At 73.6% G+C, this 26,339-nt stretch carries 24 protein-coding genes and 2 pseudogenes; 17 read left to right on the plus strand and 9 right to left on the minus strand.

All coding sequences use genetic code 11. From position 1 onward, the window contains the following. Positions 1-86 precede the first annotated feature (86 nt). Both ACFYYT_RS03730 and ACFYYT_RS03735 read right to left on the minus strand, forming a co-directional pair. Positions 87-281 carry a hypothetical protein gene (locus tag ACFYYT_RS03730; protein WP_351825609.1) on the minus strand — a complete coding sequence of 65 codons (195 nt, stop codon included), beginning with the start codon at positions 279-281 and terminating at the stop codon, positions 87-89. 195 nt (positions 282-476) lie between these two features. Beyond that, positions 477-1,229 carry a DUF4118 domain-containing protein gene (locus ACFYYT_RS03735; RefSeq protein WP_351825580.1) on the minus strand — a complete coding sequence of 251 codons (753 nt, stop codon included), beginning with the start codon at positions 1,227-1,229 and terminating at the stop codon, positions 477-479. Between the two features lie 272 nt (positions 1,230-1,501). Between ACFYYT_RS03735 and ACFYYT_RS03740 the strand changes: the two are divergent. Then, positions 1,502-1,885, plus strand: a pseudogene (locus ACFYYT_RS03740) (amino acid permease); the annotation flags it as partial. A 53-nt stretch (positions 1,886-1,938) separates the two neighbouring features. Here the strand turns inward: ACFYYT_RS03740 and alc are convergent. Beyond that, on the minus strand, positions 1,939-3,096 hold the full coding sequence (gene alc / locus ACFYYT_RS03745; RefSeq protein WP_351825578.1) for an allantoicase: 1,158 nt from the start codon (positions 3,094-3,096) through the stop codon (positions 1,939-1,941). A 258-nt stretch (positions 3,097-3,354) separates the two neighbouring features. Between alc and ACFYYT_RS03750 the strand changes: the two genes are divergently transcribed. After that, positions 3,355-3,825 carry a DNA starvation/stationary phase protection protein gene (locus ACFYYT_RS03750; RefSeq protein ID WP_351825576.1) on the plus strand — a complete coding sequence of 157 codons (471 nt, stop codon included), beginning with the start codon at positions 3,355-3,357 and terminating at the stop codon, positions 3,823-3,825. 225 nt (positions 3,826-4,050) lie between these two features. On the opposite strand, the gene ACFYYT_RS03755 is transcribed toward ACFYYT_RS03750, so the two are convergent. Together ACFYYT_RS03755 and ACFYYT_RS03760 are read right to left on the minus strand one after the other, a co-directional pair. Further along, positions 4,051-4,974, minus strand: coding sequence for a GNAT family N-acetyltransferase (locus tag ACFYYT_RS03755; RefSeq protein WP_388606903.1), 924 nt, complete (start codon positions 4,972-4,974; stop codon positions 4,051-4,053). Between the two features lie 78 nt (positions 4,975-5,052). Continuing rightward, positions 5,053-6,159 (minus strand): annotated as a pseudogene (locus ACFYYT_RS03760) (helix-turn-helix domain-containing protein); the annotation flags it as partial. Between the two features lie 223 nt (positions 6,160-6,382). Here ACFYYT_RS03760 and ACFYYT_RS03765 point away from each other — a divergent pair. The 14 genes from ACFYYT_RS03765 to ACFYYT_RS03830 all read left to right on the plus strand — a co-directional run bounded on the left by ACFYYT_RS03765 (position 6,383) and on the right by ACFYYT_RS03830 (position 21,806). Then, complete coding sequence (locus ACFYYT_RS03765) at positions 6,383-7,459, plus strand: aminoglycoside phosphotransferase family protein (protein ID WP_351825574.1); 1,077 nt, start codon at positions 6,383-6,385, stop codon at positions 7,457-7,459. Between the two features lie 153 nt (positions 7,460-7,612). After that, positions 7,613-8,941: an aminotransferase class III-fold pyridoxal phosphate-dependent enzyme gene (locus ACFYYT_RS03770; protein ID WP_351825572.1), complete on the plus strand. Its 1,329-nt coding sequence runs from the start codon at positions 7,613-7,615 to the stop codon at positions 8,939-8,941. After that, on the plus strand, positions 8,938-10,785 hold the full coding sequence (locus ACFYYT_RS03775; protein WP_351825570.1) for a 1-deoxy-D-xylulose-5-phosphate synthase N-terminal domain-containing protein: 1,848 nt from the start codon (positions 8,938-8,940) through the stop codon (positions 10,783-10,785). The genes ACFYYT_RS03770 and ACFYYT_RS03775 overlap by 4 nt, the downstream gene beginning before the upstream one ends. After that, positions 10,766-12,136 (plus strand): glycosyltransferase, encoded by a 1,371-nt coding sequence (locus ACFYYT_RS03780; protein WP_351825568.1) that lies wholly within the window; start codon positions 10,766-10,768, stop codon positions 12,134-12,136. The genes ACFYYT_RS03775 and ACFYYT_RS03780 overlap by 20 nt, the downstream gene beginning before the upstream one ends. Next, positions 12,133-12,969: an SDR family NAD(P)-dependent oxidoreductase gene (locus ACFYYT_RS03785; protein WP_351825566.1), complete on the plus strand. Its 837-nt coding sequence runs from the start codon at positions 12,133-12,135 to the stop codon at positions 12,967-12,969. The genes ACFYYT_RS03780 and ACFYYT_RS03785 overlap by 4 nt, the downstream gene beginning before the upstream one ends. After that, positions 12,966-13,577, plus strand: coding sequence for a DUF1349 domain-containing protein (locus ACFYYT_RS03790; RefSeq protein WP_351825564.1), 612 nt, complete (start codon positions 12,966-12,968; stop codon positions 13,575-13,577). Before ACFYYT_RS03785 ends, ACFYYT_RS03790 begins: the two co-directional genes overlap by 4 nt. Beyond that, positions 13,574-14,419 carry an endonuclease/exonuclease/phosphatase family protein gene (locus ACFYYT_RS03795; RefSeq protein WP_351825562.1) on the plus strand — a complete coding sequence of 282 codons (846 nt, stop codon included), beginning with the start codon at positions 13,574-13,576 and terminating at the stop codon, positions 14,417-14,419. Before ACFYYT_RS03790 ends, ACFYYT_RS03795 begins: the two co-directional genes overlap by 4 nt. 55 nt (positions 14,420-14,474) lie before the next feature. Beyond that, complete coding sequence (locus ACFYYT_RS03800) at positions 14,475-15,266, plus strand: HAD family phosphatase (RefSeq protein ID WP_351825560.1); 792 nt, start codon at positions 14,475-14,477, stop codon at positions 15,264-15,266. A gap of 19 nt (positions 15,267-15,285) precedes the next feature. Beyond that, positions 15,286-15,552 (plus strand): helix-turn-helix transcriptional regulator, encoded by a 267-nt coding sequence (locus ACFYYT_RS03805; RefSeq protein ID WP_351825606.1) that lies wholly within the window; start codon positions 15,286-15,288, stop codon positions 15,550-15,552. Between the two features lie 262 nt (positions 15,553-15,814). Then, entirely contained in the window at positions 15,815-16,813 is a 999-nt protein-coding gene (locus ACFYYT_RS03810; protein ID WP_351825558.1) for a methyltransferase, read from the plus strand. Then, positions 16,810-17,400: a sugar O-acetyltransferase gene (locus tag ACFYYT_RS03815; RefSeq protein ID WP_351825556.1), complete on the plus strand. Its 591-nt coding sequence runs from the start codon at positions 16,810-16,812 to the stop codon at positions 17,398-17,400. Before ACFYYT_RS03810 ends, ACFYYT_RS03815 begins: the two co-directional genes overlap by 4 nt. A 55-nt stretch (positions 17,401-17,455) precedes the next feature. Continuing rightward, positions 17,456-19,153 (plus strand): glycoside hydrolase family 13 protein, encoded by a 1,698-nt coding sequence (locus ACFYYT_RS03820; protein ID WP_351825554.1) that lies wholly within the window; start codon positions 17,456-17,458, stop codon positions 19,151-19,153. After that, the gene (locus tag ACFYYT_RS03825; RefSeq protein ID WP_351825552.1) at positions 19,147-20,397 is read left to right on the plus strand and encodes an ATP-grasp domain-containing protein; all 1,251 of its coding nucleotides are present in this window, start codon (positions 19,147-19,149) and stop codon (positions 20,395-20,397) included. Before ACFYYT_RS03820 ends, ACFYYT_RS03825 begins: the two co-directional genes overlap by 7 nt. Before the next feature lie 302 nt (positions 20,398-20,699). Then, the gene (locus ACFYYT_RS03830) at positions 20,700-21,806 is read left to right on the plus strand and encodes a SagB/ThcOx family dehydrogenase (RefSeq protein ID WP_351825550.1); all 1,107 of its coding nucleotides are present in this window, start codon (positions 20,700-20,702) and stop codon (positions 21,804-21,806) included. Between the two features lie 72 nt (positions 21,807-21,878). Here the strand turns inward: ACFYYT_RS03830 and ACFYYT_RS03835 are convergent, their stop codons facing one another. The 3 genes from ACFYYT_RS03835 to ACFYYT_RS03845 all read right to left on the minus strand — a co-directional run bounded on the left by ACFYYT_RS03835 (position 21,879) and on the right by ACFYYT_RS03845 (position 24,391). Beyond that, positions 21,879-22,454 (minus strand): hypothetical protein, encoded by a 576-nt coding sequence (locus tag ACFYYT_RS03835; protein WP_351825548.1) that lies wholly within the window; start codon positions 22,452-22,454, stop codon positions 21,879-21,881. A 302-nt stretch (positions 22,455-22,756) separates the two neighbouring features. Then, positions 22,757-22,930: a CsbD family protein gene (locus ACFYYT_RS03840; RefSeq protein WP_351825546.1), complete on the minus strand. Its 174-nt coding sequence runs from the start codon at positions 22,928-22,930 to the stop codon at positions 22,757-22,759. Positions 22,931-22,999: 69 nt separating this feature from the next. Further along, on the minus strand, positions 23,000-24,391 hold the full coding sequence (locus ACFYYT_RS03845) for a DUF2252 domain-containing protein (protein WP_351825544.1): 1,392 nt from the start codon (positions 24,389-24,391) through the stop codon (positions 23,000-23,002). A 156-nt stretch (positions 24,392-24,547) separates the two neighbouring features. On the opposite strand from ACFYYT_RS03845, the gene ACFYYT_RS03850 reads away from it, so the two are divergent. Next, positions 24,548-24,865, plus strand: coding sequence for an SH3 domain-containing protein (locus ACFYYT_RS03850; protein WP_351825543.1), 318 nt, complete (start codon positions 24,548-24,550; stop codon positions 24,863-24,865). 72 nt (positions 24,866-24,937) lie between these two features. On the opposite strand, the gene ACFYYT_RS03855 is transcribed toward ACFYYT_RS03850, so the two are convergent. Continuing rightward, entirely contained in the window at positions 24,938-26,206 is a 1,269-nt protein-coding gene (locus ACFYYT_RS03855) for an FUSC family protein (RefSeq protein ID WP_351825541.1), read from the minus strand. Between the last annotated feature and the right edge of the window lie 133 nt (positions 26,207-26,339).

Consider the following 26,339-nt stretch of genomic DNA (forward strand, 5'->3'; position numbering starts at 1 on the left):
CCCGCGGGCCGTGCCCGGCCCCGCCGCTGACGCGCGCTTGACGCCCTTACCCCCACCGCTGACGCGAAGTCGACGCCGGCCGGCGGTCAGGGTTCGAAGCGGTAGCCCATGCCCGGCTCGGTGATCAGGTACCGGGGGTGGGAGGGGTCGGCTTCCCGACCGAGTGGCACCTGCACCTGCTGGAGATCCTCCTCACTCACCCGGGCCGGCTGATCACGCAGACCCGGCGCCACCAGCGCGAACACCGCGACCGTGGTGACGACGAAGGCCAGCTGGGCCATCGCGAGCTCCTGAGGTGAAGTGGGAAGAAACGAACCGGCCAGGTGGCCGATGTCGAGCCAACCGCGTCTTCACCCCGCAGCCGAGCCACCTGGACGGCCTCCATACGGGCCCCGGTGACTCTGGACGCGTCCCTGACGCGGGTGCCTGCGGCGGCGGGACCTGCGGCGGGTCAGCCCCGGCGGGGTTCGCGGGGGTCAGCTGGGGTGGGAGAGGCCGGCTGTGTCCAGGGCGGCGCCTGCCTGCGCGGCAAGCGCCACCGCCACCAGGCGGGCCTGCTCCGGCGGCAGGGGGCGGTCCGGGGCCGGGGCGAGGAGGAAGCGGCCGTAGTAGTGCCCGCCGCCGGTGATCCGCAGCTCGGTCTCGCCCTCGGGCCACTCGGCGTACTGCGTGATCCGCGTCCCGCGGCGCAGCCAGACGCCGCCGTCGTGCTCCAGCCGGGGCAGGTGCCCCAGCAGGGCGCCGTACTCGAAGCGGCAGCCGCGCAGCTCCAGCAGGTCGACCAGCTCGCGGCGGACGCGCTCGACGACCTCCTGGGCGGAGCCGCCGCCCTCGGCGAGGCGGGCGGTCGCCTGGAGGCCGGACAGGTAGGCGGTGTCGCTGACGACGACGGTGCGCAGCCGGCGCGCGTGCACGGCCAGCTGGGAGACGATCAGCCCGACGACGAGCAGGAGCACCGCGGTCTGGACCTCGTCGCCGTCGGCGATGGCGAACCGCTGGTAGGGCCGGGTCAGGAAGAAGTCGTACCAGGCGGCCGCCGAGAGGGCGGCCAGCGCTCCGGCCGCCCGCGTACCGGAGGCGGCGACGGCGACCACCGCGACGACCACGATCAGTGCCTCGTTCGTGGCCGAGAGGGCCGTACGGAAGGGCACGAGGGCGAGCGCCACGAGGAAGGGGGCCACGAGGGCCGCCAGCAGCGCGGCGCCGTCGTGGAGCCGGTAACCGGACATCTGGGTGCCTCCTGTCCGGTCGGAGCGGTCGGTGGGTCGGCCTGGGGGCGGCCGGGGTGCGAAGGACCGTCCACCACCAGCGTCGCCCCGCCCGGGGGAACCCGCGCGGTCACCGGTGCCTCTTTGACGCGGTCCGTACGCCCGGCCCGCCCCGGCGTCAGGGGCGCGTGAAGAGTTGCCCCGGAGGCGTATGGATCACGCCAAGGCCGCTGGTCCTCCGGCCCGACCGGCCCGACGCTGTCCTGACCTTGCCCACCCGGAGGAACGGCGCCATGGCCCCACGCGCAGCAGAACCCACCACGACGGCCCGGAGCGGCCCGGCCCGGCCGGAGCCCCCCCCGGTACCCGCCCGGCGGCCCGGCACCGGCACCGGCCCCGGGAGCGGGTTCGAGTCCGGGGAGCGGCACAGGCTCACCGCGTTGCAGGGGCCGGCGGCGCTGTCCCTGGACGCGATGGCCTCGGTGGCGTACGGGCCGGAAGCGGTCGTCCTGGCGGCGGCCGGCGCCCGGGGCCTGGGCTTCACCCTGCCCGTCACCCTGGCCATCGCCGCGCTGCCCGCCGTCCTCGTCGCCTCGTACCGGCAGGTGATCGCCGGAGACCGAGCCGGCGCGGCTGTGGCAGCGGCTGCTGCAGAACCAGCGCGGCTCGGTCGTCGCGCACGCGGTCCGCCGCGACACCGACGCGGTGATCTGCCGGCTGCGGCTGCGCATCACGGCCGGGCGGGAGTGAGCGGGCCGCCGCCCGCGTCCCGCTCCTTGCCGGCCTGGGCGGCCCGGGCGCAGCGGGCGGCGAGGGACTCCGTACCGGCCGGGGTCGGTGAGCCGTGGAGCCTGAGCCGGGCCAGGCCGCCGTCGGGGTAGACGTCGAGGCGGGCGTGGGTCGCGGTGACTGGCACCCGCAGGGGGAACCGGTGCGGGGTGTCGGGCTGGAGGGGGACCCGGGGCAGGGCCGGGGTCCACGCCCCCGACGCGCCGTCCTTGACGGAGAGCGAGATCCAGCCGGCCGCGTTGCCCTTGAGGTGGGCGGTGTCGACCTCCACGGCGCGGATCTCGCTCTGCGCGGCGAGCCGGTAGACGATCCAGTCGTGGCCCGCGTCGCGGCGGCGCCGGGTCTCCCAGCCGTCGTCCTGCTTCTGCGACAGGCCCGGGAGGATGGTGTTGCCGGGGGAGGAGTAGAACCCGTCCGAGGCGTCCTCCACGCTGCCGCCGTTGCTCACGCAGGCCACGTCGACGGTCCCGAGCAGGGCGAGCCAGGCCGGGTCGGGCAACACCTCGCCGTGGACGCGCAGCCGGGCGATGCCGCCGTCGGGGTGCTGGTTGAGGCGCAGGTGGGTCCAGCGGCGCTCGGAGGCGATGGCGAAACCGTTGGCGGCGTGGCCCCGGACCGGGGTCCCGGGGAGGATCTCGTGCCAGCGGGCGTCGTCCCGGAGCAGTTCGGCGACGGAGGGTGCGCCCTCGAACGCGGCGGCCAGAATGCTGACCCGCTGGGGGAAGTTGCCCCGGAAGTGGGCCGTGTCGACGACGACGCCGCGGATGATCCCGGGGGCGCCGAGACGGATCAGGGCCCAGTCGTGGTCGCTGCCGGCGGGGAAGGGGGCGGCGGCGGTACCCCGGCGGCGCCGGGTCTCCCAGCCGTCCATGACCTTGCCCTTGTTCCCATAGGCGTGGACGTCGAAGACGGCGGGGGCGGGGGAGAGGAGGTTCTCGCGCTCGCCGAAGAACTCGTCGTTGGCGCCGACGACCCCGCCGCCGAGACGGCGGTCGGCGAGATCGGTCAGCCGCGTGAAGGCGAAGGTCTCGTCGCGGTAGTCGGCGTAGGGGTCGCCGGAGACGTACGGGGCTGCGCAGGCGGAATCGGAAGGGGTCAAGGGGAGGGCCTCTCTGCCGTGTTGGAGCGGCTCGTCGGAGCCGCCCTGAGAAGATCGCAGGCCACGGTCGATCAGGTCCATCGATCATTTTCGATGAAACCGTTCGTGCCGTCTTAACGATCCTGGCGATCCAGAACCGCTGGACCTCCGGCAGAAAGACGCCGTATGCACCGTTTTCACGGCGAAGACCGGGGTAGGGGAGCCTTTGTCCGCGTGCGAAACCCGAACGCGGCGGCTCGTAGAACGGAGTGTTTCCCTGTGTCCACCGTCAGGAACGCCCTTCCGGAAGAAGACCTGAAGATCGTCGGCGCCGCGCTGCAGGGCGCGCTGGTCGACCTGATCGACCTGGCGCTGGTCGCCAAGCAGGTTCACTGGAACGTCGTCGGCCCCCGCTTCCGCTCCGTCCACCTCCAGCTCGACGAGGTTGTCACCACGGCCCGCACCCACTCCGACGTGGTCGCCGAGCGCGCCTCCGCCCTCGGCGTGTCCCCGGACGGCCGGGCCGCGACGGTGGCGGGCACGAGCGCGATCAAGGCCGTCCCGGAGGGGTGGATCAAGGACGTCGACGCCGTGAGCATCCTCGTGGACGCGCTGGCCGAGGTGATCGCGGGCATGCGCGAGCGCATCCGCGCGACGGACGGCCCGGACCCGGTGACCCAGGACATCCTGATCGGGCTGACGGGCGACCTCGAAAAGCACCAGTGGATGTTCCGCGCCGAAACCGCCTGAGCGGTCATTGCGCCTGCGACATCAGCTCACGAAGCAGCAGTCCGCAGCGGGAACAAACAGCACCCCAGCACCCCAGCACCCCGGCCGCCTTGGGCGCCGGGGTGCTGCCGCGCGAGCTGCGACCGTACAGGTACGGACTCGGCTCGCCGAATCTGACGAACGAGTCCGAGCCGGGAACTTCTCTGCATCAGAGCAAACGCAGCTGACTAAGCACCGGCCCGGGCGTCAGGGCCTCAGCAGCCCGCCCACCCACCAGTCGTGCGGCTTGCCATCGTTGGCGATGCCGCGATTGCGCAGTGTCCCTTCGAGGGCGAAGCCGAGTCTCTCGGCGACGGCACGCGAGCCGGTGTTCCCGGCCATGGCCCACCACTCGATGCGGTGGACGTCGAGGGTGGCCCAGCCCCAGTCGCACAGGGCCCGAGCGGCCTCCACCGAGTACCCGCGTCCGCGCTGCTCCTTGACCGCCCAGTAACCGAGCTCCCAGACGCCGCGGCTGATGAGGGTCAAGCAGTACGAGCCGACCAGGGCGCCGGTGTCCTGGCGGAACGCGCCGAGGGTGTAGTCCTTGTCCTCGGCCCACTGGGCGGGCAGCGTCTCGCCGACGAGCTTCTCCGCGTCCGCGCGCCGGTAGGGCACCGGCACCGGAGTGTAGAGCTGGATGTCCTGGTCCTGGCAGGCCTCGTGCACCGCATCCACGTCGGCAGGCGCGAAGGCCCGCAGCAGCAGACGGTCGGTCTTGAGCGTCACTGGATCCATCGCGGCAGTATGACCACCATCAACAAGCGGCGACAGCGAATATCCCGACCGGGCACCGCCCCTCACGACACCCCGCGCATCATGCTTCGAGGTCGTGGGGCCGGAGATCGTAGAGGTAGGAGCGGTCGTTCTTGAAGCTGCGCCAGACGGTGGCAGGGGGTTCGGGTTCGTCGGCGTGGCTGTTGAGGGGATGGGCGGTGACGAGGCCGTCAGCGATCTCGCAGTGCCAGCCGTCGGCCGGTGACCAGACACACCGCACGTTCCCGTCCGTTCGGCGGTAGGCGGGGCGGCCGTTGTTGCGTCTCGCGCAGCACGGCCATCACCTCGCCGCTCCGGCCGCGGGTCGCGGGTCGCGGGCCCGCCGGTGCGGGAGCGGGTGGTCCTCGTGCTCATCGACCGGTGCGAGGCCGGTCTCCCGGGCGTCCATGCGGTGCTCCCTACCGTCGTCAGCGGGTGGTAAGGCAACGGTAGGGCGGCCTCGTGGGCCTGTGCGAGCGTCGCCAGCGCGACGTCCGGCTGGCCGTCCAGGTGATAGGCCCGTGCCTGTTCAATCCGGTGCCGGGCTCGACGCGGCCGGGACGGAATCGAGGACGCCTCGGCGCGAGCCGCCTGCCGTGCGGACTCTCCGCCGGCGTGCAGCTCCACGGCCACGGTCACCGCGTGCGCGCCCATGACCGCCTGCGAGAAGCTGGTGATCGGGTGGTAGTAGGAAGAGGGCAGCGTGTCGGCCATCGCGCGCGCCCGGTCCCAGTACCGCCAGGCCGTGCCCGTCTCGCTTCGGCGGGCCGCCGTGTAGCCGGTTTCGAAGGTGAGGGCGCCGGTGATCGCCCGCACGTCGTCCTCGGCGTCGGGCAGCAGCGGTTCCAGATAGGCCAGCACCTCGCGGGTCACCGCATCGGCTGCGTCGAAGTGGTCCGGGCCGCTGTCGCGGTGGGCCTGGGTGAGGAGCCATGCGGCCACGCCGATGGCGTGCGGATCCTCGGCCTCCTGGGCGGCGGTCATTCCCCGGTCGGCCAGCCGCCACAGCAGTGCCGGGTCCGGCTGATACGCGGCGAAGAACTGGGCGAGGGCGTACACCTCGGCGAGGGCGGCCTGTGCGGCCTTGCGGTCGGCCAGCGTCGCCGCTTGCCGGACAGCGGCCTGCGCGTCCTGGATCAGGTCGGGCAGCAGTGCCCCGACGACCTCGCGGTGATTCGGTGATTCGGTGATTCGGTGATTCGGTGCCGAATGCCGGGCCTGCCACGCGCGCGCGAGCCGGGCCTGAAGGTGAGCAGCGGGCGGCGCCTCCCGCGGGCCGAGCGGCAACGTGTTGACGGCGGCCTGGATGGCGGCGAGCCGGGGGTGCCCGGGGCCGGTGAAGAGGCTGGTGCGCACGGTCTGGTCCCCGGTGAGATCGGACAGGTTCTGGACCCGGAGCACCTCGGCGATCCGCAGGATCAGCGGCAGGGCAGGTGTCTTGAGGCGGCCCGTCTCCACTGCCTTGACCCATGAACCGGACCGGCCGATGAGGCCGCCGAGCTGGTCGCGGGTGAGTCCGCGTCGTTGGCGCAGGACCTGCAATCTCTGGCCGAAGACCAGCGGATCGGCGTACGGGTCCGGGGTGTCGGGTGTGGTTGGCGGGCGGGGTGGCGGGGGTGGGGCTTGAGGGGGGCTCCGGTGGGGTGCGAGGGAATCGTGAGCGAGGCAGGAGGCGGCTCCGCAACAGTGCCTCGGGAAGCCCATTTGCCGCAGGAACGTCAATTGGCCCAAAAGGATCCCAGGCCTCCTGCGCTCGTACGTCTCAGGAAGGTCAGGTCATCCCATGACCCTTGCCGCCCCGGCAGGAACGGCGGACTGGGTGCGCCACGTCCTCGCCACGCACTGGGGCGACGCGTGGGGAGGAGCCGGGCTCAGCCCGCTGACCGTGGGGGGCGCCGCACCGCTCACCCATACGGCGGGGCTCTGGCGGGTCGCGGCGGCCGGTGGCGACCACGTGTTCAAGGTGCAGCTGAACGCCGAAGGCGCCCGGCCCGAGCCCTTCCACCCGCTCAAGCAGCGGATCCTCGCGCACTGCGCGGACCGGGGGGTGCCCGTCCTCCCCGTCGTGCCGGCCGCCGACGGCCGGCCCGCCGTCCGCCACGACGGGGTGCTCTGCGAGATGTCGCCCCTGAGCCCGGGGGCCCGGGCCGACGGCGGCCGGGAGCAGGCGGCCGCGATCGTCGCCACCGGGCTCGACCTGCGCGCCGCACTGGACGGCCTCGGCGATGAAGTCGCCGATGAGCTGGCCCGCGTACACCTGCCGCTGATGGTGGAGGAGGAGCACTGGCCGGCGGCCCTGGAGGGCGCCGAGCGCCGGCTCCTGCCCCGGGCGGAGCGGGGCGCCGACGACCCCTGGCACCGGGCCGCCGCCCGGGTGCTACGCGAACTGGTCGCCGCCGCACCGCTGTTACGCCGTACGGAGCTCGCGGCCGGAGCCGACCGCCCCGCCGTCGTCCACGGCGACCTGCACGTGCACCACTTCCTGCTCGACCGCCGCGCTGCCCCCCGCGTCCTGGCCGTCCTCGACTTCGACAACCTCCACGTCGCCGACCGGCTCCTCGACCTCGCCTGGACCGCCGACACGGCGCTGCTCGCCTGCGGCGCCGACACCGGCGCGGCCCGCGACGTCCTCGCCGGCCTCCTGGACTCCGGCCGCCGCCGCGGGCTGCTGCGCCCCGGCGACGAAGCACGGCTGATGCCCGTCCTGATGGCGCACTCGCTGCCCGTCATCGTCGACATCGCCAAGGACATCCTCGACCGCGGCGTCCTGACCGCGCAGTGGCTCGCGTACTTCGAGCTGCTCTCCCCGGCGCGAAGACTCGCCGCCCACCGGCTGCTCGCCGGCTCGCCGGCCCGCTGACCACCGAGTCCGAGTCCAGCCCCGCCGGCGTCCCCCCCCCAGACCATCACCCCCCGCGGCACGGGCCGTTCCGGCGTGCCCGTGTCCCGTCCTGTCCCATCCCGTCCAGTCCAGTCCTGACCGTTCCATCCCCTCCTCGTGAAGGAGCCGTACGTGACCACCACCCCGACCGGACCCCTCTCGTCCTGGCCATCGGACCTCTCGGCCTTCTGTTTCGAGGTCCCGCACTCGTCCGAGGCCCTGCTCTTCGAATCCGGCAAGGGCATCCGCCTCTCCGACGCCGCGGGCCGCAGCTACCTCGACGCCCTCTCAGGCGTCTTCGTGACCTGCTTCGGCTACGACTGCGAGCCCATCGTCAGCGCCGTGACCGACCAGTTGCGGAGGCTGCCCTTCAACCCGCCCCTCCACGGCACCAACCGCGCCGCCCTGGAACTCGCCCGGGCCCTCGTCGACCTCGCGCCGCCCGGCATCACGGCGGCCAAGCTGGTCAACGGCGGCTCGGAGGCCATCGAGGCCGCGATGCGCCTCGCCCGCCTCCACCACCACTCCCGGGGCAACCCCGGCAAGGTGAAGATCCTCAGCTACTACCACGGCTACCACGGAGCCACCTTCGGCTCCCTCTCGCTGACCGGGCGGCCCGACGTCACCCGCTTCGGCCCCGGCCTGCCGGGCGTCGTCCACGTCTGGCCGCCGGACTGCCTGGAGGCCTTCTGGGACGTGCCGCCGGAGCAGTCCGGCGCGCTCGCCGCCGCCATGATCGAGCGGACCATCGAGGCCGAGGGGCCGGACTCGGTCGCCGCCATCGTCATGGAACCCGTCATCCATCTGCGCGGCATGGCCATCCCGCCGGCCGACTACCTCGCCCGGATCCGCGAGGTGTGCGACCGGCACGACGTCTTGCTGGTCTTCGACGAGATCGTCACCGGCTTCGGCCGCACCGGGGCCCCCTTCGCCGCCCAGACCTTCGGCGTGACCCCCGACATCCTCTGCGTCGGCAAGGGCATCTCCGGCGGGTACGCGCCGCTCGCCGCCGTACTGATGGGCTCCCACCTCGCCGAACACCTCGGCGAGCACGGCGGACCGGTCTCCTTCGCCCCGTCCCACACCTACGCCGCCAACCCGCTCGCCGCGGCGGCCGGACTCGCCTCCGTCACCCTCTTCCGCGAGGGCGGCTACCAGGAACGGATCCGGGAACTGGCCGCCCACACCGAAGCCCGCCTGCGCGCGGTCTCGGCCGGGCGCGGCACCGTCCGCGCCGTCGGCCTGCTGTACGGGATCAAGCTGAAGAGCGGCGCCGGACACCCGGACGACCGCCTCGGCGAGCGGGTGGCCTCGGCCTGCCTGCGCCGCGGCCTGATCATCCGCGGCCAGGACGACTGGGTGGTGCTCGCGCCCGCGTTCGTCACCACCACCGCGGAGGTGGAGGAGATCACCGGCATCCTCGGCGAGGCCCTCGACGAGGTCTGCGGGGCCGTGCGGTGAACGGCCCGTACGAGCGTTTCGCCGCGCCCGCCCGCGAAGCGCTGCCCCGCCTCACCGCCGCCGAACGGCGCGTGAGCGAACAGGAGCTGGCGGAGCTGGCGCTCCACGGCCACGACGACGGGACCCTCCTGGAGGCCCTGCGCAAGGTCGCCGCCCTGGTCCCCGAACGTCTCTACACGGACAGCGCCGAGGTCCTGCTGCGGATGCACGAGATCGCGGGCTCCGGGAACCTGCAGAGCAACCTCTCCTCCCTCGCCCTGGTCCGTGCCTGCTTCGCGCACGGCCTGGTCGACGGGGAGGGCGCGGGACCGGCCGAACTGGTCGTCGGCCGCGGGCACATCGCCCCGGCCTTCTACGCCGAGCACTACGTGCGCGGCGCGCTCCCCTTCGCCCCGCTCGCCACCCTCCACCAGGGCGGGCTGACCGGCGTCGTCCACCGCGACATGGGCTTCCGCACCACCATGCGCTACAGCCTCGGCGTGGGCGTGGCGCAGGCCGTCAGCCTCGCCTGGGACCTGACGCGACGCGGCGAGGACCGCAAGGTCGTCTGCCTCGCCGGGGACGGCGAACTCCACGAGGGCGCCGCCTTCGAGGCCCTGCGCTTCGCGCACGACGCGGGGCTGACGAACCTGCTGCTGGTCGTCGACGCCAACGGCAAGGGGATCGAGCCGCTGGCCAAACCGCTCAGCACCGCCTACCTGTCCGCCTACCTGGGCACCCTCGTGGAGGCCGACGGACGCGACGACAGGGCCGTCGAGGCAGCGCTTGGCGAACTGCTGGCCCGCCCCGGGCCGGCCGCCCTCGTCTGCCGCACCCACAAGGGCGACCACAGCTTCAAACCGGCGGCCCCGCAGCTCGCCACCGCCCCTCAGCCGGCCACCGCCCCTCAGCGCGCCGCCGCCCCGCCGCCGGCCCCGGTCCGGCGCCCCCCGGCGTCGTTCGCGTCCACCGCCGGGCGGATGCTGGCCGCGCACCGGGAGCGCGCCGAGGGTGAACTGGCCGTGTTCACGCCCGACATGGCCGCCCGGTTCGGACTCGGCGGGCACGTCCCGTACACGAACACGGGACTCGCCGAGACCCTCACCGTCGGGATGACGCTGTCTCTCCCCGACCACGTCACGAAGGTCGTGGCCACCGACGCCATGTACTACATGGACTCGCTGAGCATGCTCACCGAAGCCACCACCAGCGTCCGCAACCTGCTCGTCCTGGCCGGCCGCAGCTGGGGCGCCTGGGGCGGCGCCCACAACGCCACCAACCTGCTCGGCCTGCTCCTGAACACCCGTGTCTACGAGCCCGTCACCACCGCCGAGTTCCACGCCTGCCTGGACCGGCTCGCCCGGGACCCGGCCACCACCCACGTGGTCAGCATGATCGACGCCGCCTTCGAACCGCCGACGGCCCCCGACTGCTCCGCCGACATCGACGGCGGCGTCTGGATCACCCCGCCCGGCGACGCCCCGGGCGCCCTCGACGCCGTCGTGGTCACCTTCGGCTACGCGGGCGTACTCGTCGACACCGCCAACCGCGACACCGGTGTGCCGCACCTGCACTGCGCCGCCCTCGCACCCCGGCTCGACCCCGCCACCCTCGCCGTGCTCGGGCGCGCCCGCCGCGTCCTGAGCGTCGAGTACAACGGCGCCGGCGGCGGCTTCGGGGAACGGCTGCGCGCCGAGCACCTGCTCCCGGTCGAGGTGCACGCCGTACGCCGGGACATTGCGACCCGGGTCCACCGCCACCAGCTGCCGCTGCACGCGATGGGCCCCGACCAGTTGCGCGAGCGCCTCGCCCGGCTGGCGTCCGAGCGGAAGGGGTCCACCGGCCATGCGCCTGCATACGCATGACTACCGCGCCCCGGACACCGAGGGCATCGTCGACGGCGCCGTCCTCATGCACCGCGAGATGTCCCGGCTGCTCGCCCGCCGCGGCTCCGTCGTCCTGCACGACCTGACCTCCGGACCGGACTGCGTCGCCGGACTCGGCGAGGACGACGTGGTGTACGCCGGCTCGGGACCGTACGCCTTCCTCTACCACCACTGGCGCGCACTGCACGGCGGCCGCTTCCGGATCGTCCGCGAGGCGCACACCGCCCTCTGGTCGGGCTACTGGGCCCAGGAGGAGCTGTGCGCCCCGCTGCTCAGGGACGGTGACCTGGCCCTCTTCCCGACCGAGTACACCCGCCGGCTGTTCCTGCGCAACTTCCCGGCCCTGACCCCGGCCGGCTCCGCCGTGGCCTACCCGATGCTCGACCGGCTGCCCCGCAAGGCGCCCCGTCCCCTTCCGCCGCCCGGGGCGCCCCTGCGCATCGGCTACCTGGGAGCGCTCTCGCTCGCCAAGAACTTCGACCAGGTCGTGTCGGCGTTCGCCCGCTGCCACCGGGAGTCGGGCGGCGCGGTCACCCTGGTCTGCGCGGGCAAGCCCAACGATCCCCGCTGGGAGGCCGACGCGGTGCACGCCGCCCTGCGCGGGTCCGGCGTGCCCCCGGAGGCGGTGCGCATGGAGGGGGTCCGCCCCCAGGAGGAACTCGGCGCCTTCTTCGACGCGGTCGACGTGCTGCTCTTCCCGAGCACGGCGTCCCGCGAGACCCTCGGCCGGGTGGTCGTGGAGGCCCTGGCCCACGGGGTCCCCGTGCTGGCCGCGGCCGTCGGCCCGGCCGTCGAACTGCTCCCCGACCGCAACCTCCTGCCCACCGCCCTCGACGCCCGCGGCGGCTTCGACATGGGCCGGGTGGGACCCCTGGGCCGGGTCGACGAGGACGTCCTGGTGGCGAAGCTGCTCGGCCGCGACTTCGCCCCGGCGGTCCTCACGTCCGTGGCGCCCTACACGGACGCGACGTTCCTGCGGGCCCTCGCCGGCCACCCCGTCCCGGACCCGGCCGGCCACGACCCGGTGCTGCCCGCGGCCGTCCGGGTCGCCCCCCGCACCGGCGGCGCCCCGGACGCGGCGGCGGCGACCGCCCTGTTCCGGGACTTCTTCGAACGCCGCGACGGCGCCCTGACCGCCGCCCTGGACGCCCTCGCCGCCCGCACCGGCCACGACGACCCGGCCCTGCGCCGCATCGTCGCCGCGCCGGAACGCAACCTGGCCGACTACCGGGCCTTCCCGAGGCTGCTGGACGCCCTGGTCCTGCCGCCGCTGACCTACACCCTCGCGCCCGCCCCGGCGGGCGCCGCCCCGACGGGAGACACCCCATGACAAAGGACCGCCCCACCGCCCCCCTCACCGGACAGGTGGCGCTCGTCATCGGCGGCGGCCGCGGCATCGGCGCAGCCGTGGCCGAGGCCTTCGCCCGGGAGGGGGCCCACGTGGTCGCCGCCGACACCGACCGGCTGCCCTCCGCCTTCAACCACTACCGCTCCACCGCCGTCACCGGCCACACCGAGGCCCGCGAGCTGGCCGCCCGGCTCACCGCCGAGGGCCTGGACGTCACCGCCGCCGAGGTCGACGCCACCGACGAGGACGCCGTACGCCGCCTCTACGCGGGCATCGCGGACGGCCCCGGCCGCCTCGACACGGTCGTCAACGCCTTCGGGGTCACCCACGTCAGCCCGGTGGAGACCATGGAACTCGCCGAGTTCCGGCACGTGGTGTCCGGCAACCTCGACGGCGTCTTCCTCTCCTCCCGGGCCGCCCTGCCGCTGCTGCGCGCCTCCGGCGGCGGCTCCATCGTCAACTTCTCCTCCGTGTCCGGCCGTTCGGGCTTCTCCAAGGTGGCGCACTACTGCGCGGCCAAGTTCGGCGTCATCGGCTTCACCGCCGCCCTCGCCCAGGAGGTGGCCAAGGAGAACATCCGCGTCAACGCCGTCTGCCCGGGCATCGTCCGGTCCAACATGTGGCGCTACCTCCTGTCGGAGTTCGTCCGGCCGGGGGAGAGCGAGGACGAATGCTGGGAGCGCATGCGGTCGATGGTCCCGCAGCGGGAGTTCCAGACGCCCGAGGACATCGCGGGCCTCGTCCTGTACCTGGCCTCGGCCCCCCGGGTGACCGGCCAGGCGATCAGCGTCGACGGCGGGATGGCGGCCCCGTGACCGCCCCCGTGGCGGCCGTGCCCGCGGGCCGGCCCCTGCCCTTCGACGACCCCCGGTGGTCGTTCTCGGGCCCCGGCACGGCCCCGGTCCGCGAAGCGGCCACGCTGGAGGTCCGCGCCGAGCGCGGCGCCGACCTGTTCGCCATGCCCGGCTTCCACGAGGCGGCGGCCGTCCCCGCGCTGGCCCGCGCGGTCACCGGCGACCACACCGTCCGGACCCGGGTCGCCGTCACCGGCGGGGCCTTCGGCGACGCCGGGGGCATCGTCGTCCACGGCGCCGACGGCTGGTTCAAGGTCTGCGTCGAACGCACCAGGGCGGGCGGCTGGGCCGTCGTCACGGTCGTCTCCCGCCCGGCCTCCGACGAGGCGGTGGGACCGGCCCTGGCCGGCCCGGCGGCCGAGCTCCTGGTGACCCGCGAGGGCGGCCGGCACGCCGTGTTCTGCCGCGAGGACCCGGCCGGGGCGTGGCGGTTCGTCCGTACGCACCTCGGGCCGGCGGAGGGCGGCGTACGGCTCGGGCTGTTCGCGCAGGCGCCGTTCTCCGACGCCTGCACCGCCGTCTTCACCGGGGCCCGGCTGGCCCCCGTCGCCCTGGCGGACCGGCGGTGAGCGCCGCCACCGCCGGGAGCGACCTGGTCATGTTCTGGAACCTGTACGAGGCCGGCATCGAGCGGCTCGCCGGCCGGGACGCACGCTGGCGGGCCCAGTGCGCCCTGGTCGGCGCGCTGCGCCCGCGCGTCCTGCTCACCACGGAGGGCTGGGGCTGGCACCGGGACGGCGGGGCCCTCTTCGAGGACGCCAAGGCCGCCTTCGGCATGGACGGCGAGCTGTTCACCGCCCGGACCGGCTGCCACCAGGCCGTCTTCTGGCAGCGCGACATCGGGCGGGTCGCCGCCGAGCGGCCGCCGGCCGAGCTGACGCACTGGCACGGCCACGGCCTGGTCACCCTGAGCCTGCCGGGGTGGACGACGCCGCTGAGGTTCCTGGTGGCCCACCTCGACCCGTTCAGCCCGACCGGGCGGCGGATCGAGTCGGACCACCTGCGCCGGTACGCCGACCCCGCCCTGGCGCCCCTGGTGGTGGGCATGGACGCCAACAGCCTGCCGCCCGGCGATCCGGAGCCCGACTGGGGCCTGGTGCCCCGCCACCGCAGGGCCGACCACCTCGGCGCCGACGGCCGCTCCGACCGGGAACCGGTGCGCAGGCTGCTCGGCGACCCCGGCGACCCCCTCCTGGTCGACGCGGGTGCCCACCAGGGCGACCGCTCGCCCACCTACGGCACCGTGGGGCCGGGGGAGGCGCAGCGCCGCATCGACCTGCTGCTGCTCTCCCCGTCCCTGCTGCCGGGGCTGGTCGGCTACGCGTCCCCCGACCCGTGGCCCGGCCGGCCCGACGGGGGGCCGCCCGCCTCCGACCACCGGCCCGTCACGGTCCGGCTGCGCCGCCGGTGAGGCCCCGTAGCCGCCCCCGAACCCGTACCCGTACCCGAAAGGCGGTGGACACCCGGTGAGAGCGACGACGCCGCCCGGCGTGGCCGGCCGGCACCAAGCCGTGATCTTCGACCTCGACGGCACCCTGGTGGACTCGGTCCGCCCCGACCACCTCGCCTGCGAGGCCCTGTTCGCGGAGCACGGCCACCGGCTGCCGCACGGACTGTGGGCCCGCGAGGTCTGCGGGCGCCCCGACGGCTACCCGCGGCTCTTCGCCCGTCTGCGCGCTCTGGGCGGCGGCGGACCGCAACCCGACGACACCCTGCTGCGGGCGCGGCTGGAGGCGCTGTGGGAGCGCTACATGACGCCCGAACACGTCAGGCTGCTGCCGGGCGTGCCCGGGACCCTGGAGCGGGCCCGGGCCGCCGGGCTGCGCCTCGCCGTGGCCTCGTCCTCGGACGGCGAGTGGGTGCGCCGGTGGCTGCGGCACTACGGCCTCGGCCGCCGTTTCGACGCCGTCGTCACCGGTGACGACGTCGCCCGCCGCAAACCGGACCCCGAGGCGTACCTCAAGGCGGCCGCGGCCCTGGGGGCCGCTCCCGGCAGCTGCCTGGCCGTCGAGGACTCGCTCACCGGTGTCGAGGCCGCACGGGCCGCCGGCATGACGGTCATCGCGGTGCCCACCGCCCTGACCCGGAGCCTGGACTACGGACGTGCCGACCACGTCGTGCCCGATCTGTCGGCCGTGGAATTCACCGGGCCGGCCCGTGCGCCCGCCTTCCCCCCGGACGCATTCCCGTCCCCATCACCCCGATCCCCATCCCCCCGATCCGTATCCCCCTTATCCGCATCCGCTTTGTCCGCGTGAAGGAATTCGAGGTTCCGTGATGATCGAGAACATTCAGGAAACCGTTTCCATGCTGTCGCGGCGCGAGCGCGAGGTCCTCGTGCACCTGGCCGGCGGCCACACCTACTGCACCATCGCGCGCCGCATGGGCCTGAGCGTCCACACCGTCGACACCTACCTGCGGCGCATCCGCGGGAAGACGGGCGCGACGACCCGCGTCCAGCTGGCTTTCCTTGCCATGTGCGCGGCGCAGCCGGCCGCCCCCGCGGCCCTGCCGGTCCCGGAATCACGTGACTTGGCCGCGTGAGACGACCCCGGCAAAGTAATACCTGTCAGCAGCGAACGGAAAGCGAAAAGCCCCGGAAGCCGCGGACGAGAGAAAAGTTCCATCCCACGACGAAGGAGATTCCCCATGAAGAAGATCGAGCTCGCCGCCAAGACCGTCCAGGCCCGCACCATCAAGATCCACTACCAGCGCTGATCCACCGGTGACCGCGATCGGGGGCCGGGACACCCGGCCCCCGATCGACCGGCGCACACGATTTCCGAGCACGAAGGAGGTTCCGGGCATGACTTCCGCACAACCGGTCGTCGACCTGATGTGGGCGCACTGGAAAACGAAGACCATGCTGAGCGCACTGGAGCTCGGAGTCTTCACCCAACTCGCCGACGGTCCCCTGGCATCCGGGGAACTGGCCGGCCGCGCCGGAGTCGACGCCCGCGTCGCGGACGACTTCTTCGACGCCCTGGTGGCCCTCGGCCTCCTGAAGAAGCAGGCGGGGAGCTACGCGAACTCCCCGGCCTCCATGGAATACCTCGATCCCGCGAAACAAGAGGCCTACCTCGGCGGCAGCTTCCTCGCGCGCAGCCCCGGAATGGCCGACGACCTCACCCGCGTCCTGCGCACGGGCGAAGCCCTCGGCGGAGCCACCACCGGCCGGGACTACTACGCCTCCCTCTACGCCGCCGGTTCGGTCCGCTCCTTCCAGCGCGATATGACGGCCCTGAGCATCGACTCCGCGCGCGCCATAGCGGAGTCCTTCCCGTGGGAGCGGTACCGCTCCCTCGCCGACATCGGCTGCGCGGAAGGCGCCCTGTCCACCCGGGTCCTGCTGCGCCACCCCCACCTCACCGCGACCGGCTTCGACCTGGCGCCCACCCGGGAGGGCTTCCTCGCCTACACCGAGGGCCACGGCCTCAGCGGCCGGCAGACCTTCCGCGAGGGCGACTTCTTCACGGACGACCTGCCCCGCGCGGACGTCATCGTCCTCGGGCACGTCCTGCACAACTGGGGCCTGGAGGAGAAGCGCCTCCTGCTGCGCAAGGCCTACGAAGCCCTGCCCCCGGGCGGCGCGGTCCTGGTCTACGAGACCCTCATCGACGACGAACGGCGTGACAACGCCATCGGTCTGATCCTCAGCCTCATCATGCACATGGAAGTCCCGCAGGGCTTCGACTACACGGGCGCCGACTGCACCGGCTGGATGCGCGACTGCGGTTTCACCGACACCAGGGTCCAGCACCTGGCGGGCCCGGAGTCCATGGTCGTCGGCATCAAGCCGCGATGACCGGGGACCCCGGGGACCCCGGAGACACGATCGGCGCGGTCCGGGCCCGCATGGCCGCGGGAGAGCCCTACCTGGCGGGAGAACCGGCCCTGCGGCCCTACCGCAAGCGGTGCGAGGACTTCCTCGACCGCTTCAACGCCACCGCGCTGTCCGCCCAGCCCGAACGGGACCGGATCCTGCGGGAGCTGCTGGGCGGCGTGGGCAGCGGTGTACGGGTGGTGCCCCGGTTCCTGTGCGAGTTCGGGTTCTTCATCGAGATCGGGGACCGCTCCCGGATCAACTTCGACGCGGTCCTCCTCGACTGCGCGCCGATCACCATCGGCGCCGACGTCCGCATGGGACCCCGCTGCCAGCTGTACACCGCCAACCACCCCGAATCCGCCGAACTGCGCCGCGGCGCGTGGGAGAGCGCGAAACCCATCACGATCGGCGACGGCGCCTGGCTCGGCGGCGGCGTCATCGTCCTGCCCGGCGTCACGATCGGCCCCGACACGGTCGTCGGGGCCGGCAGCGTCGTCACCAAGGACCTCCCGGCCGGCGTCGTCGCCGTGGGCAACCCGGCGCGCGTGGTCCGGTCCGCGGGCTGAGGCCCGTACGGCCCGCCCTGTCAGAGTCGGCCCCGGCGCGTAAAGGACATCGACGGTGCACGCAACGCGATCGCCACGGCAGCCGCGCGGCTGGTGGTGGCACGCCGTGGTCTACCAGGTCTACCCGCGCAGCTTCGCCGACGGCGACGGCGACGGCACGGGGGACCTGGCCGGGCTCCGGGCCCGGCTGCCCCACCTGGCCGCCCTGGGCGTCGACGCGCTGTGGATCACCCCCTGGTACCGCTCGCCCATGGCCGACGGCGGGTACGACGTCGCCGACTACCGGGACATCGACCCCGCGTTCGGCACCCTGGCCGAGGCCGAGCTGTTCATCGCCGAGGCCCGCGCCCTGGACCTCGCCGTGGTCGTCGACATCGTCCCCAACCACCTCTCCGTGCGGCACCCGTGGTTCCGGGCCGCCCTCGCCGCCCCCGCGGGCAGCCCCGAGCGCGACCGGTTCCACTTCCGGCCCGGCCGGGGGGAGTCGGGCGAACTGCCGCCCAACGACTGGCGTTCCGAGTTCGGCGGACCGGCCTGGACCAGGACCACCGACGCCGACGGGAAGCCGGGGGAGTGGTACCTCCACCTCTTCACCCCCGACCAGCCGGACCTCGACTGGAACCACCCCGCCGTGCGTGCCGAGTTCGAGTCGGTGCTGCGCTTCTGGTTCGACCGGGGCGTCGCCGGGATCAGGGTCGACTCCGCCAACCTGCTGGCCAAGGACCCGGCCCTGCCCGACCTCGCCACGGTCGCGAGCGGGGCGCCGCACCCGTACGTCGACCGCGAGGAACTGCACGACATCTACCGCGCGTGGCGCCGGATCGCCGCCTCCTATCCGGACGAGCGCGTCCTCATCGGCGAGATCTGGATCCGGGACGCGGCACGGCTGGCCCGCTACCTGCGCCCCGACGAACTCCACGCCGCCTTCAACTTCGCCTTCCTGGGCAGCCCCTGGGAAGCGGCCCGGATGCGGGAGACCATCGACGCCTCGCTCGCCGCCGGCGGCCTGGCCGCGGCCCCCGCGAGCTGGGTGCTGTGCAACCACGACGTCACCCGTACCGTCACCCGGTACGGCAGGGCGGACACCTCCTTCGACTTCGCCACCGTCGCCGCCGGCATCCCCACGGACCTCGCCCTCGGGACCCGGCGCGCCCGCGCGGCGGCCCTGCTCACCCTGGCCCTGCCCGGCTCCGTCTATCTCTACCAGGGCGAGGAGCTCGGGCTCCCCGAGGTGGAGGACCTTCCTCCGCAGGCCCGCCGCGACCCGGTCCACTTCCGCTCGCACGGCGAGAACCCCGGCCGGGACGGCTGCCGCGTCCCGCTGCCCTGGTCCGGGCAGGCACCGCCCTACGGGTTCGGCCCGCCGGGAACGCCGCCCTGGCTCCCGCAGCCCGGGAACTGGGCCCCGTACACGGTCGAGGCACAGGAAGCGGACCCCGCCTCCCCGCTGTGGCTCTACCGCCGGGCCGTGGGCCTGCGCCGTTCCCTCGCCGCCTTCCGCGACGGGGCCTTCCGCTGGGTCGAGGCCGGCGAGGACGTCCTCGCCTTCCGGCGCGGGGACGCCCTCCTCTGCGTGGTGAACTTCTCCGCCCGTCCGGTGCCCCTGCCCGCCGGGCACACCGTCCTGATCTCCAGCGAACCGTCGGGCGGCGACACCCTCGCGGCGCACGCGGCCGTCTGGCTCGCCCCCTCCCCGCCCGCCGGCCCCGGCCGGCCGCGCGGCAACACCAGCACAGATGGGAACCCATGGTGACAAACGGTTACGTCGTCCTCGTCGACGCGAGTCCCACCTGCCGCTCCGGCGGCCTGGTCGGCGCCTTCGAGGCATGCGGATACGCGTCCGTCCACGTGCAGAGCACGCCCGTACGGCCGGAGTTCTACGCCTCGGTCGTGCCCACCGGCTTCGCGGCCGAAGTGGTCCACCACGGCGACGTGGAGGAGACCCTGCGCGCGCTCGCCCCGTACGCCCCGGTCGCGGTCGTCCCCGACAGCGAGTACGGGGTCGCCTTCGCGGACCTGCTGAGCGAACGGCTGGGGCTGGCGACGAACGGCACCGAAGGCAGCCTCGCCCGCCGCGACAAGTACGTGATGGTCGAGAAGATCAAGGCCGCCGGTCTGCGCGGAGCACGCCAGCTCCTGATCGAGGACTCCGCCCAACTGGAGGCCTGGCACCGCGAACTGGGCGGCAGGGTCGTGGTCAAGCCCCTCAGCAGCGCGGGCAGCGACGGGATCCACTACTGCGACACCCCCGAACAGGCGGTCCGCGCCTACGAGTCCCTGGTCGGCACCGACAACCTCTTCTCGGAACGCAACGACCTGGTCCTGGCCCAGGAGTACCTCGCCGGCCAGGAGTTCGCGGTCAACATGGTCAGCCGGGACGGCAAGCACCACGTGTGCGACATCTGGACCTCGACGCACATCACCGCCAACGGCGTCCTCGACCTCTGTGACGGCATGGTGCTGCTCCCGTACGAGGGTGAACGGACCGACCTGGTCGTCGAGTACTGCGAACAGGTCCTGGACGCCCTGGACATCCGGCACGGGCCCGCCCACGTCCAGATCAAGCTGACCCCGTCCGGCCCGTGCGTGATCGAGGCCGCGGCCCGCATGGGCGGCGGGAGCACCGCGCACTACGCTCGGACGGCGACCGGCGAGTCCCAGCTGAACTGGACGGCCGACGCCTACGTCCGCCCCGACCGGTTCCTGGCCCGCCACCGGGAGCGCTACGAGGTCAAGCAGTTCGTCGCGGGAGCGCCGATGATCTCGCCCGTCGAAGGCACCCTCAGGTCCTACCCGGGTCTGGAGGAACTGAAGAAACTGGAGAGCTTCGTCGGCGTACGGGAATTCGTGCGCAGCGGCGACCGGATCGTGCCCACCGTCAACGACCTCACGTACCCCCTGCTCGTGGAACTGCGCCACGACGTACTGGAAAGCGTGCTGCGCGACCTCGCCACCGTCCGCTATCTCGACGGCCGGGATTTCTACGACGTCGTCTGACCCGGGCCCACCGGGCAACCGGCCAACCGGCCAACCGGCCAACCGGTCCCGGAATCACGTGACTTGGCCGCCCCGCGCAACAGCGGCAGCATGGTCATCAACAGCGGCGGAGGGAAAAGGAAACCCCCGAGCCGAAACCGAAGCGGAATCCGAAAGAGAAGAAGGAGCATTCCATGAAGAAGATCGAGCTCTCCGTCAAGACCGTCCAGGCGCGCACCATCAAGGTCCACTACCAGCGCTGACACGTCGAGAAGACCGGGCGGGGGCCGGTGAACCCGGCCCCCGGTCACCAAGGAGCCCCCATGCTGCTGCGCCGCGCGCACAACCTCCTCTGCTACTGGCGTGACGGCTCGTTCGTCATCCAGAACTACCTCACCGGTACGGAGGTCTCGCTCGCGCCCATGGCGGCCGACATCCTCGCCGCCTTCACCGACTGGACCACCGCGGACGAGGCCCTGAAGGAATTCCCGGACCACGATCCGGATTCCTGCCGCGCCGCCGTGGCCGAACTGCACTCCCTCGGATTCCTGCTCCCCGCCGACGAGAGCGAACGCGACGCGCGGCTGGCCGGGGAATGGGAGACCTGGTCGCCGGAGGCGGGCGCCCTGCACTTCGCCAGCAAGGACGCCGACTACACCGAATCCCCGGAAGTCAACGACGACTTCCGGGCCGGAAAGCGGCCCGCGCTGTTCAAGAACTACCCCGGCGCGGACCGGATCCTGTTGCCCCGCGCGCCCCTGGACGTGGACGCCGGATTCGTCCGGACGCTCTACCAGCGCCGCACCCACCGCAGCTTCCAGCAGGTCGACCTGCCCCTCCCGGTGCTGTCGGGACTGCTCGCGATGGTGTTCGGCCCCAGCGAGTTCCTCGACGGCCAGGACTTCGGCGCCCTCATGAAGCGCACCAGCGCCGCCGGCGGCTCGCGCCAGGAACTGGAGGCGTACATCGGCGTCTTCGCGGTCGAAGGCGTCACCCCGGGCCTTTACCACTACAACGTGCTCGAACACTCGCTGGAGCTGCTGGACCCCGACTTCACGCGGGAACGGGCGGCGCACCTCAGCTTCGGCCAGGAAGCCGTCGCCGAGGCCGCGATCACCGTGTTCGTGACCGCCGTGGTGGAGCGGATGAGCAGCAAGTACCGGGCGCCCCGCGCCTACCGGGTGATGCTGATGAACGCCGGGCACCTCGGGCAGACCTTCGCCCTCACCGCCACCGCGCTGGGCCTGGGCCCCTTCCAGACCCTGGCCTTCCGCGACAGCGAGCTCGAAGGCGCCCTCGGCGTGGACGGAATAGCCGAGACCGCCCTCTACGTCCTGGCCGCCGGAGTCCCCGCCGAGCGGGAGCGGGGAGCGGACACCGCCGGTCTCGATGCCTTCCGGCGAGCGGTGCTCCACCCCTCACAGACGTGAGGGGTGGAGAGACCACGCGTCCGGAACGCGGCTCGGCCCGCCCGCCGGGGACGCCGGGGCACTGGGGCCGGCTCAGCGGTTGGTGTGGCAGACCCGGTTGAAGGAGCGGTTGGCCGCCTGGCTCCAGGCCTGCCAGTAGGCGTCGCTGTGCTGCTGACCGCTCTTGTCCGCCACCGGCTTCGTCGCGCAGCTGTTGGCCGCCGCGGCCGCGCCCGCCTGGGTGCCGGCCGCGCGTCCCTGGGCGATGTCGCGCCGGGAACCGGGCTGGGCCGGGGTGGTGTTCTGCGGGTTCTGCGGGTTCGGAGTCGCCGTCGTCCCCACCCTCTTGCAGTTCACGAAGATGAAGTTCTGGTTCTCGTTGACCGCGAGGACCGTGTAGTCGACGTTCTTCTGGAACCGCTTCACGAGGAAGGTGCCGTCCGGCCCTATCGCCAGGTCCTCGGTGGACTCGCCGTCGTTGAGCTTGCGCGGCGCCGTGAACCCCTCGCCGGAGATGGTGACGTACGTGTCGTTCGGCCCGGGCGTGACCGTGCAGCTGGCGGCCGGGACCGCCGCGCCGGCGGCCGGCGCGAGGACGACGGTGCCACCGCATACCACCGAGGAGACGAGCAGGGACGTGACCACGGCGCGTCGGGTGCGTCGGTACATGAGGGTGCTCCCATCGGATGTCGAGGGGAAGGGAAGAAGCGGGCCGTACGGTGCTGCCCGCCCCTCTCCACTCTCCCCCGGCCGTCACGGCGTGTCGACCGGGAGCCGGGCCGCCCTCACCGGAGCGTCGCCACGGCGTCACCGGGCGCGGGAAGGGCGGGCCGCGCTCCCCGGCACGCCCCCCGCACGCACGTGCGCCGTGGTCCCGCAACCCCGGGGCTGCGGGACCACGGCGCACGCGGGGCCGGAGCACTTCCGCGCTGCCGGTACCGCTGTCGTGCCGTCGTCGCTCGACCACGACTTCAGTGCTTGAAGATGTCCTTCATCTTCTCCTTGGCCTGGCGGGCGTCGCCCTTGGCCTGCTCGGCCCGGCCCTCGGCCGTGAGGCGCTCGTTGCCCACGGCGCGGCCGGCCGTCTCCTTGAGCTTGCCCTTGGCCTGCTCGGCCTTGGCCTTGCCCTTCTCGTTCTTCGCCACGGCTGATCACTCCCTGCGGACGGGGACAACGTATGCCCCTCGTCTGACCCAGATCCGGCCGCGCAAACGTCAGCGCGCCGGCCGGGCCGCCGTCCCGCCCGCCGTCCCGCCCGCGGGGCGGGCCCCGTGCGAAGGCACCGGGCTGTCGGTCAGGGCCGCCGTCAGCGCGGCGTGGTCGGCGAGCGTGAGGTCGGCGTAGCCCATCGCGAAACGGCCCACGGCCCGGTCGAAGGTGTCCCCGGCGCCCAGATAGCCGGCGATCGCGATCCGGTCACCGGTCCGGGCGTGCGCGCGGGCCAGGGTCCGGCCGCACAGCCGCGCGTACTCCTCCAGCAGGCCCGGATCCATGTCGGTGACGTCGGCCGAGCCCTTCATGTCGCGCAGCTGCCGCCAGTAGAACTGCCGGCCCCCCGGGCCGGTTGCCCAGCCGAGGAAGATGTCGGCCGCCGCCTGGAGCAGCCGCTGCCCGGCCACCACCCGGTGTCCGGCGTGCCGGTGCCGGGAGGCTCCCGCGTACGGCTCCAGCACCGCCGGTCCCGCCTCCTTGATCTGGAGGAACAGCGGGTCGCCCGCGTCCCGCCCGGTCAGCAGCACCACGAAGCAACGCGTCCCCACACTGCCGACGCCCACCACCTTGCGGGCCACGTCCACCACCTGGAACCGGTCCATCAGCTCGCGCCGCTCCTCCGGCAGCGAATCCCGGTAGTCGGCGAACACCTGCCGCACCGTGGCGTCGTCCAGCTCGCCGACCGGCTCCAGCAACGGCGGATCGCGGCGGATCCGCAGCCGGCCGTCCACCACCTCCGTCAGCTTCCCCAGCGCTTGCAGGCTGGTGCGCCGCCGGGCCCGCTCCAGGGCGGCCGCGACCCGCTCGCGATGGCGGTGGCGCACCAGCGGCAGCACCTCCGCGCTGTCCACCCGCTCGTACCAGACGGCGAGTTCGCCGAGTCCGGCCAGCCGGCGCAGCGTCCGCCGGTAGGTGGCCGCGGCCGCCTCCGCGGCCCGCAGGGCGGCCGCGTCGCCGTGGCCGTTGGCCCGGGCGGCGACGGCCACGCTCGCCGCCAGCCGTTTGACGTCCCACTCGAAGGGGCCGGGCAGGGTCTCGTCGAAGTCGTTCAGATCGAACAGCAGGGAGCGTTCCGGCGAGGCGTACAGCCCGAAGTTCAGCAGGTGGGCGTCCCCGCACAGCTGCACCAGCAGCCCGGTGTGCTCGTCCGCCCCCAGGTCGGCGGCCATCACCGCCGCCGCTCCGCGCAGGAACGGGAAGGGTCCCGCGGCCATCCGGGCGTACCGCAGGGGCAGCAGCTCCGCCACCCTGCCCTCGCCCTGCGCCGCCAGCACCGCCAGCGGGTCGGCCCGCGCGTCCGGCGCCGGCGTGCGGGCGTGGGCCGAGCGCGGCAGCCGCTTGCGCTGTGCGCGGCCGTACCGGGACCGCTCTTCGGGGGAGGCGGGTGCGTCCATCCTCCACTCATAACACCGGCTCCGGACGTCCGCCGATCGGGGCACCGCGCGGTGTGCCGGACGGCCGAACGGGCGCGGGCGGCGCAGGGTCGTTGTCGGCGCCGTGCCCGGCGCCCGGAACACGCGCCGCGGTGGCCGCGGAGATGGGAGAGGCAGATGCGCATGCTCAGGAGGATCGCGTGGTCGGGACCGGCGGCCGTCGCCGCGGTCGCGCTCTTCACCGGGACCGCGCTGGCGACGTCCTCGCCCGCCGACGGCCTGGTCGTGAGCCACACGGGGCTGAAGGTCCGCGCGCACGCGAACACCGGCGCCAAGGTGGTCGGGACGCTCGACCCGTGGCAGAAGGTCAAGCTGGCGTGCCAGACCGAGTCCGTGTGGGTGGAGGGCAACGACATCTGGTACCGGCTGCACGGCCGTCCCGGCTGGGTGTCGGCGCGCTACGTGCACAACTACACCATCGTCCCCTGGTGCTGATCCCCGGCTGACCGGGCGGCCCGCAGCCGCGCGGGGGACGCCTCCTCGGGCTCCTCAGGCTCCTCGGGCTCCTCAGGCGCGGTCCCTGGCCTGCTCCCGCTCCCGCTCGCGCTCCGCGTCCCCGGCTGACCGGCCCCGGCGGACGCGGCGCGGGAGCCGGGCCGGGCGGCGCAGCCACGGGTGGCGTTCGCGCCGGGCGCGCGCGTGCCGGTCCAGCTCCTCCAGCAGCCGCTCCGAGCGCTTGTCGACGCTGAGCTCGTCCAGCACCCGGTCGGCCTCCGCCAGCAGCGCCCCGTACAGCTGCCACTTCCCGGGATGGCGGGTGATCTCCCCGGGCAGCAGCGCCGCCAGCCGGTCCCGGCTCTGCCGGGCGGTGTCGAGCTCCTGGATGAGCAGCGTCTCGGCTTCCTCCGCGTTCGAGCTGACCTGTGCCGTGATCAGGCGGGCGAAGGCCTCCACGGCCGCGGCGGTGTGCCCGTACAGCTCGCGCAGGGCTTCGGCGACCGGGGGCGGAAAGGGCTGCTCGTCGCCGCGCCGGGTCTTGGCCAGGTCGGTGAGCGTGCGGCAGGAGACGCGCAGCACCACCGCACAGATCTCCAGGGTGTCCAGACCGGTGCGCAGCACGAGCCGGAAGAGGAGGCCCTCGCGGACCCTGGGGTTCAGCCGCAGGCTGTCCTCGGCCTGCCGGAGCGCGGCGTCGACGTCGGCGATGTCGTTGTCGAGCCGCCGGGCCTCGTGCAGCCGGGCCGCGGCCTGCTCGACGGTGGTCGGACCGCCCGTCTCGCCGCCGATGTGCAGCAGCAGGGTGCTCATGCGGGAGGCGAGGTCGGTGAGGGAGTCGCCGGCGGGCCCGATCCAGACCGGCGGGGCCAGCAGCAGGTTGAAGGCGAGGCCGACGGCCGCTCCGATCAGCGTCTCCAGGACCCGGTCCCAGGCCGTGTCCGCCACCTGGGTCACGCCGAGGACGAGCATGGCGCTGATCGCCACCTCGGGGACGAACTCGCCCGCCCGCACCAGCCGCCCCACCACGAGCGAGGCCAGGATGATCAGGCCGAGGCTCCACCAGGTCAGCCCGACCAGGGCGCTGAATCCGATCGCGATCAGCACCCCGGCGACGACGGCGTTCACGCGCCGGACCCCGGTGGTGAGCGTGGAGTACAGCGTCACCTGGACGACGAGCAGCGCGGTCAGCGGCGCGGTGAGCGGGGCCGGCTCACTGCTGAGGTGCAGCGCCACCACGTAGGAGACGACGGCCGCGGCGGTCGAGCGCAGCGCCTGGACGACGGCCGGTTCCCGGTGGCGGCGTACGAGTTTCAGTGCGGCGGCATGTGCTGGTGTCATGCCCGGCACCTGCCCCGGTCTGCGCGGATTCACCCCCGGGGCCGGGAGGCGCGTCGCGGCCCCCGGCACGGCGCCGGTGGCCTGCGGAAGCGGCCCGTGGGACCGCTTCCGGCCGGATCCGTGGCCGGTCCGC

The organism is Streptomyces sp. NPDC002032, assembly GCF_042890765.1.
GTDB lineage: Bacteria > Actinomycetota > Actinomycetes > Streptomycetales > Streptomycetaceae > Streptomyces.

Excerpts from the sequence above, each read along its gene's own strand:
- ACFYYT_RS03815 (WP_351825556.1), top strand. The coding sequence starts at position 16,810 with ATGACCGGGGACCCCGGGGACCCCGGAGACACGATCGGCGCGGTCCGG.
- ACFYYT_RS03855 (WP_351825541.1), bottom strand. The coding sequence starts at position 26,206 with ATGACACCAGCACATGCCGCCGCACTGAAACTCGTACGCCGCCACCGG.
- ACFYYT_RS03810 (WP_351825558.1), top strand. The coding sequence starts at position 15,815 with ATGACTTCCGCACAACCGGTCGTCGACCTGATGTGGGCGCACTGGAAA.
- ACFYYT_RS03805 (WP_351825606.1), top strand. The coding sequence starts at position 15,286 with ATGATCGAGAACATTCAGGAAACCGTTTCCATGCTGTCGCGGCGCGAG.
- ACFYYT_RS03730 (WP_351825609.1), bottom strand. The coding sequence starts at position 281 with ATGGCCCAGCTGGCCTTCGTCGTCACCACGGTCGCGGTGTTCGCGCTG.
- ACFYYT_RS03765 (WP_351825574.1), top strand. The coding sequence starts at position 6,383 with ATGACCCTTGCCGCCCCGGCAGGAACGGCGGACTGGGTGCGCCACGTC.
- ACFYYT_RS03825 (WP_351825552.1), top strand. The coding sequence starts at position 19,147 with ATGGTGACAAACGGTTACGTCGTCCTCGTCGACGCGAGTCCCACCTGC.
- ACFYYT_RS03780 (WP_351825568.1), top strand. The coding sequence starts at position 10,766 with ATGCGCCTGCATACGCATGACTACCGCGCCCCGGACACCGAGGGCATC.
- ACFYYT_RS03755 (WP_388606903.1), bottom strand. The coding sequence starts at position 4,974 with ATGAGCACGAGGACCACCCGCTCCCGCACCGGCGGGCCCGCGACCCGC.
- ACFYYT_RS03850 (WP_351825543.1), top strand. The coding sequence starts at position 24,548 with ATGCGCATGCTCAGGAGGATCGCGTGGTCGGGACCGGCGGCCGTCGCC.
- ACFYYT_RS03830 (WP_351825550.1), top strand. The coding sequence starts at position 20,700 with ATGCTGCTGCGCCGCGCGCACAACCTCCTCTGCTACTGGCGTGACGGC.
- ACFYYT_RS03845 (WP_351825544.1), bottom strand. The coding sequence starts at position 24,391 with ATGGACGCACCCGCCTCCCCCGAAGAGCGGTCCCGGTACGGCCGCGCA.
- ACFYYT_RS03735 (WP_351825580.1), bottom strand. The coding sequence starts at position 1,229 with ATGTCCGGTTACCGGCTCCACGACGGCGCCGCGCTGCTGGCGGCCCTC.
- ACFYYT_RS03835 (WP_351825548.1), bottom strand. The coding sequence starts at position 22,454 with ATGTACCGACGCACCCGACGCGCCGTGGTCACGTCCCTGCTCGTCTCC.
- ACFYYT_RS03785 (WP_351825566.1), top strand. The coding sequence starts at position 12,133 with ATGACAAAGGACCGCCCCACCGCCCCCCTCACCGGACAGGTGGCGCTC.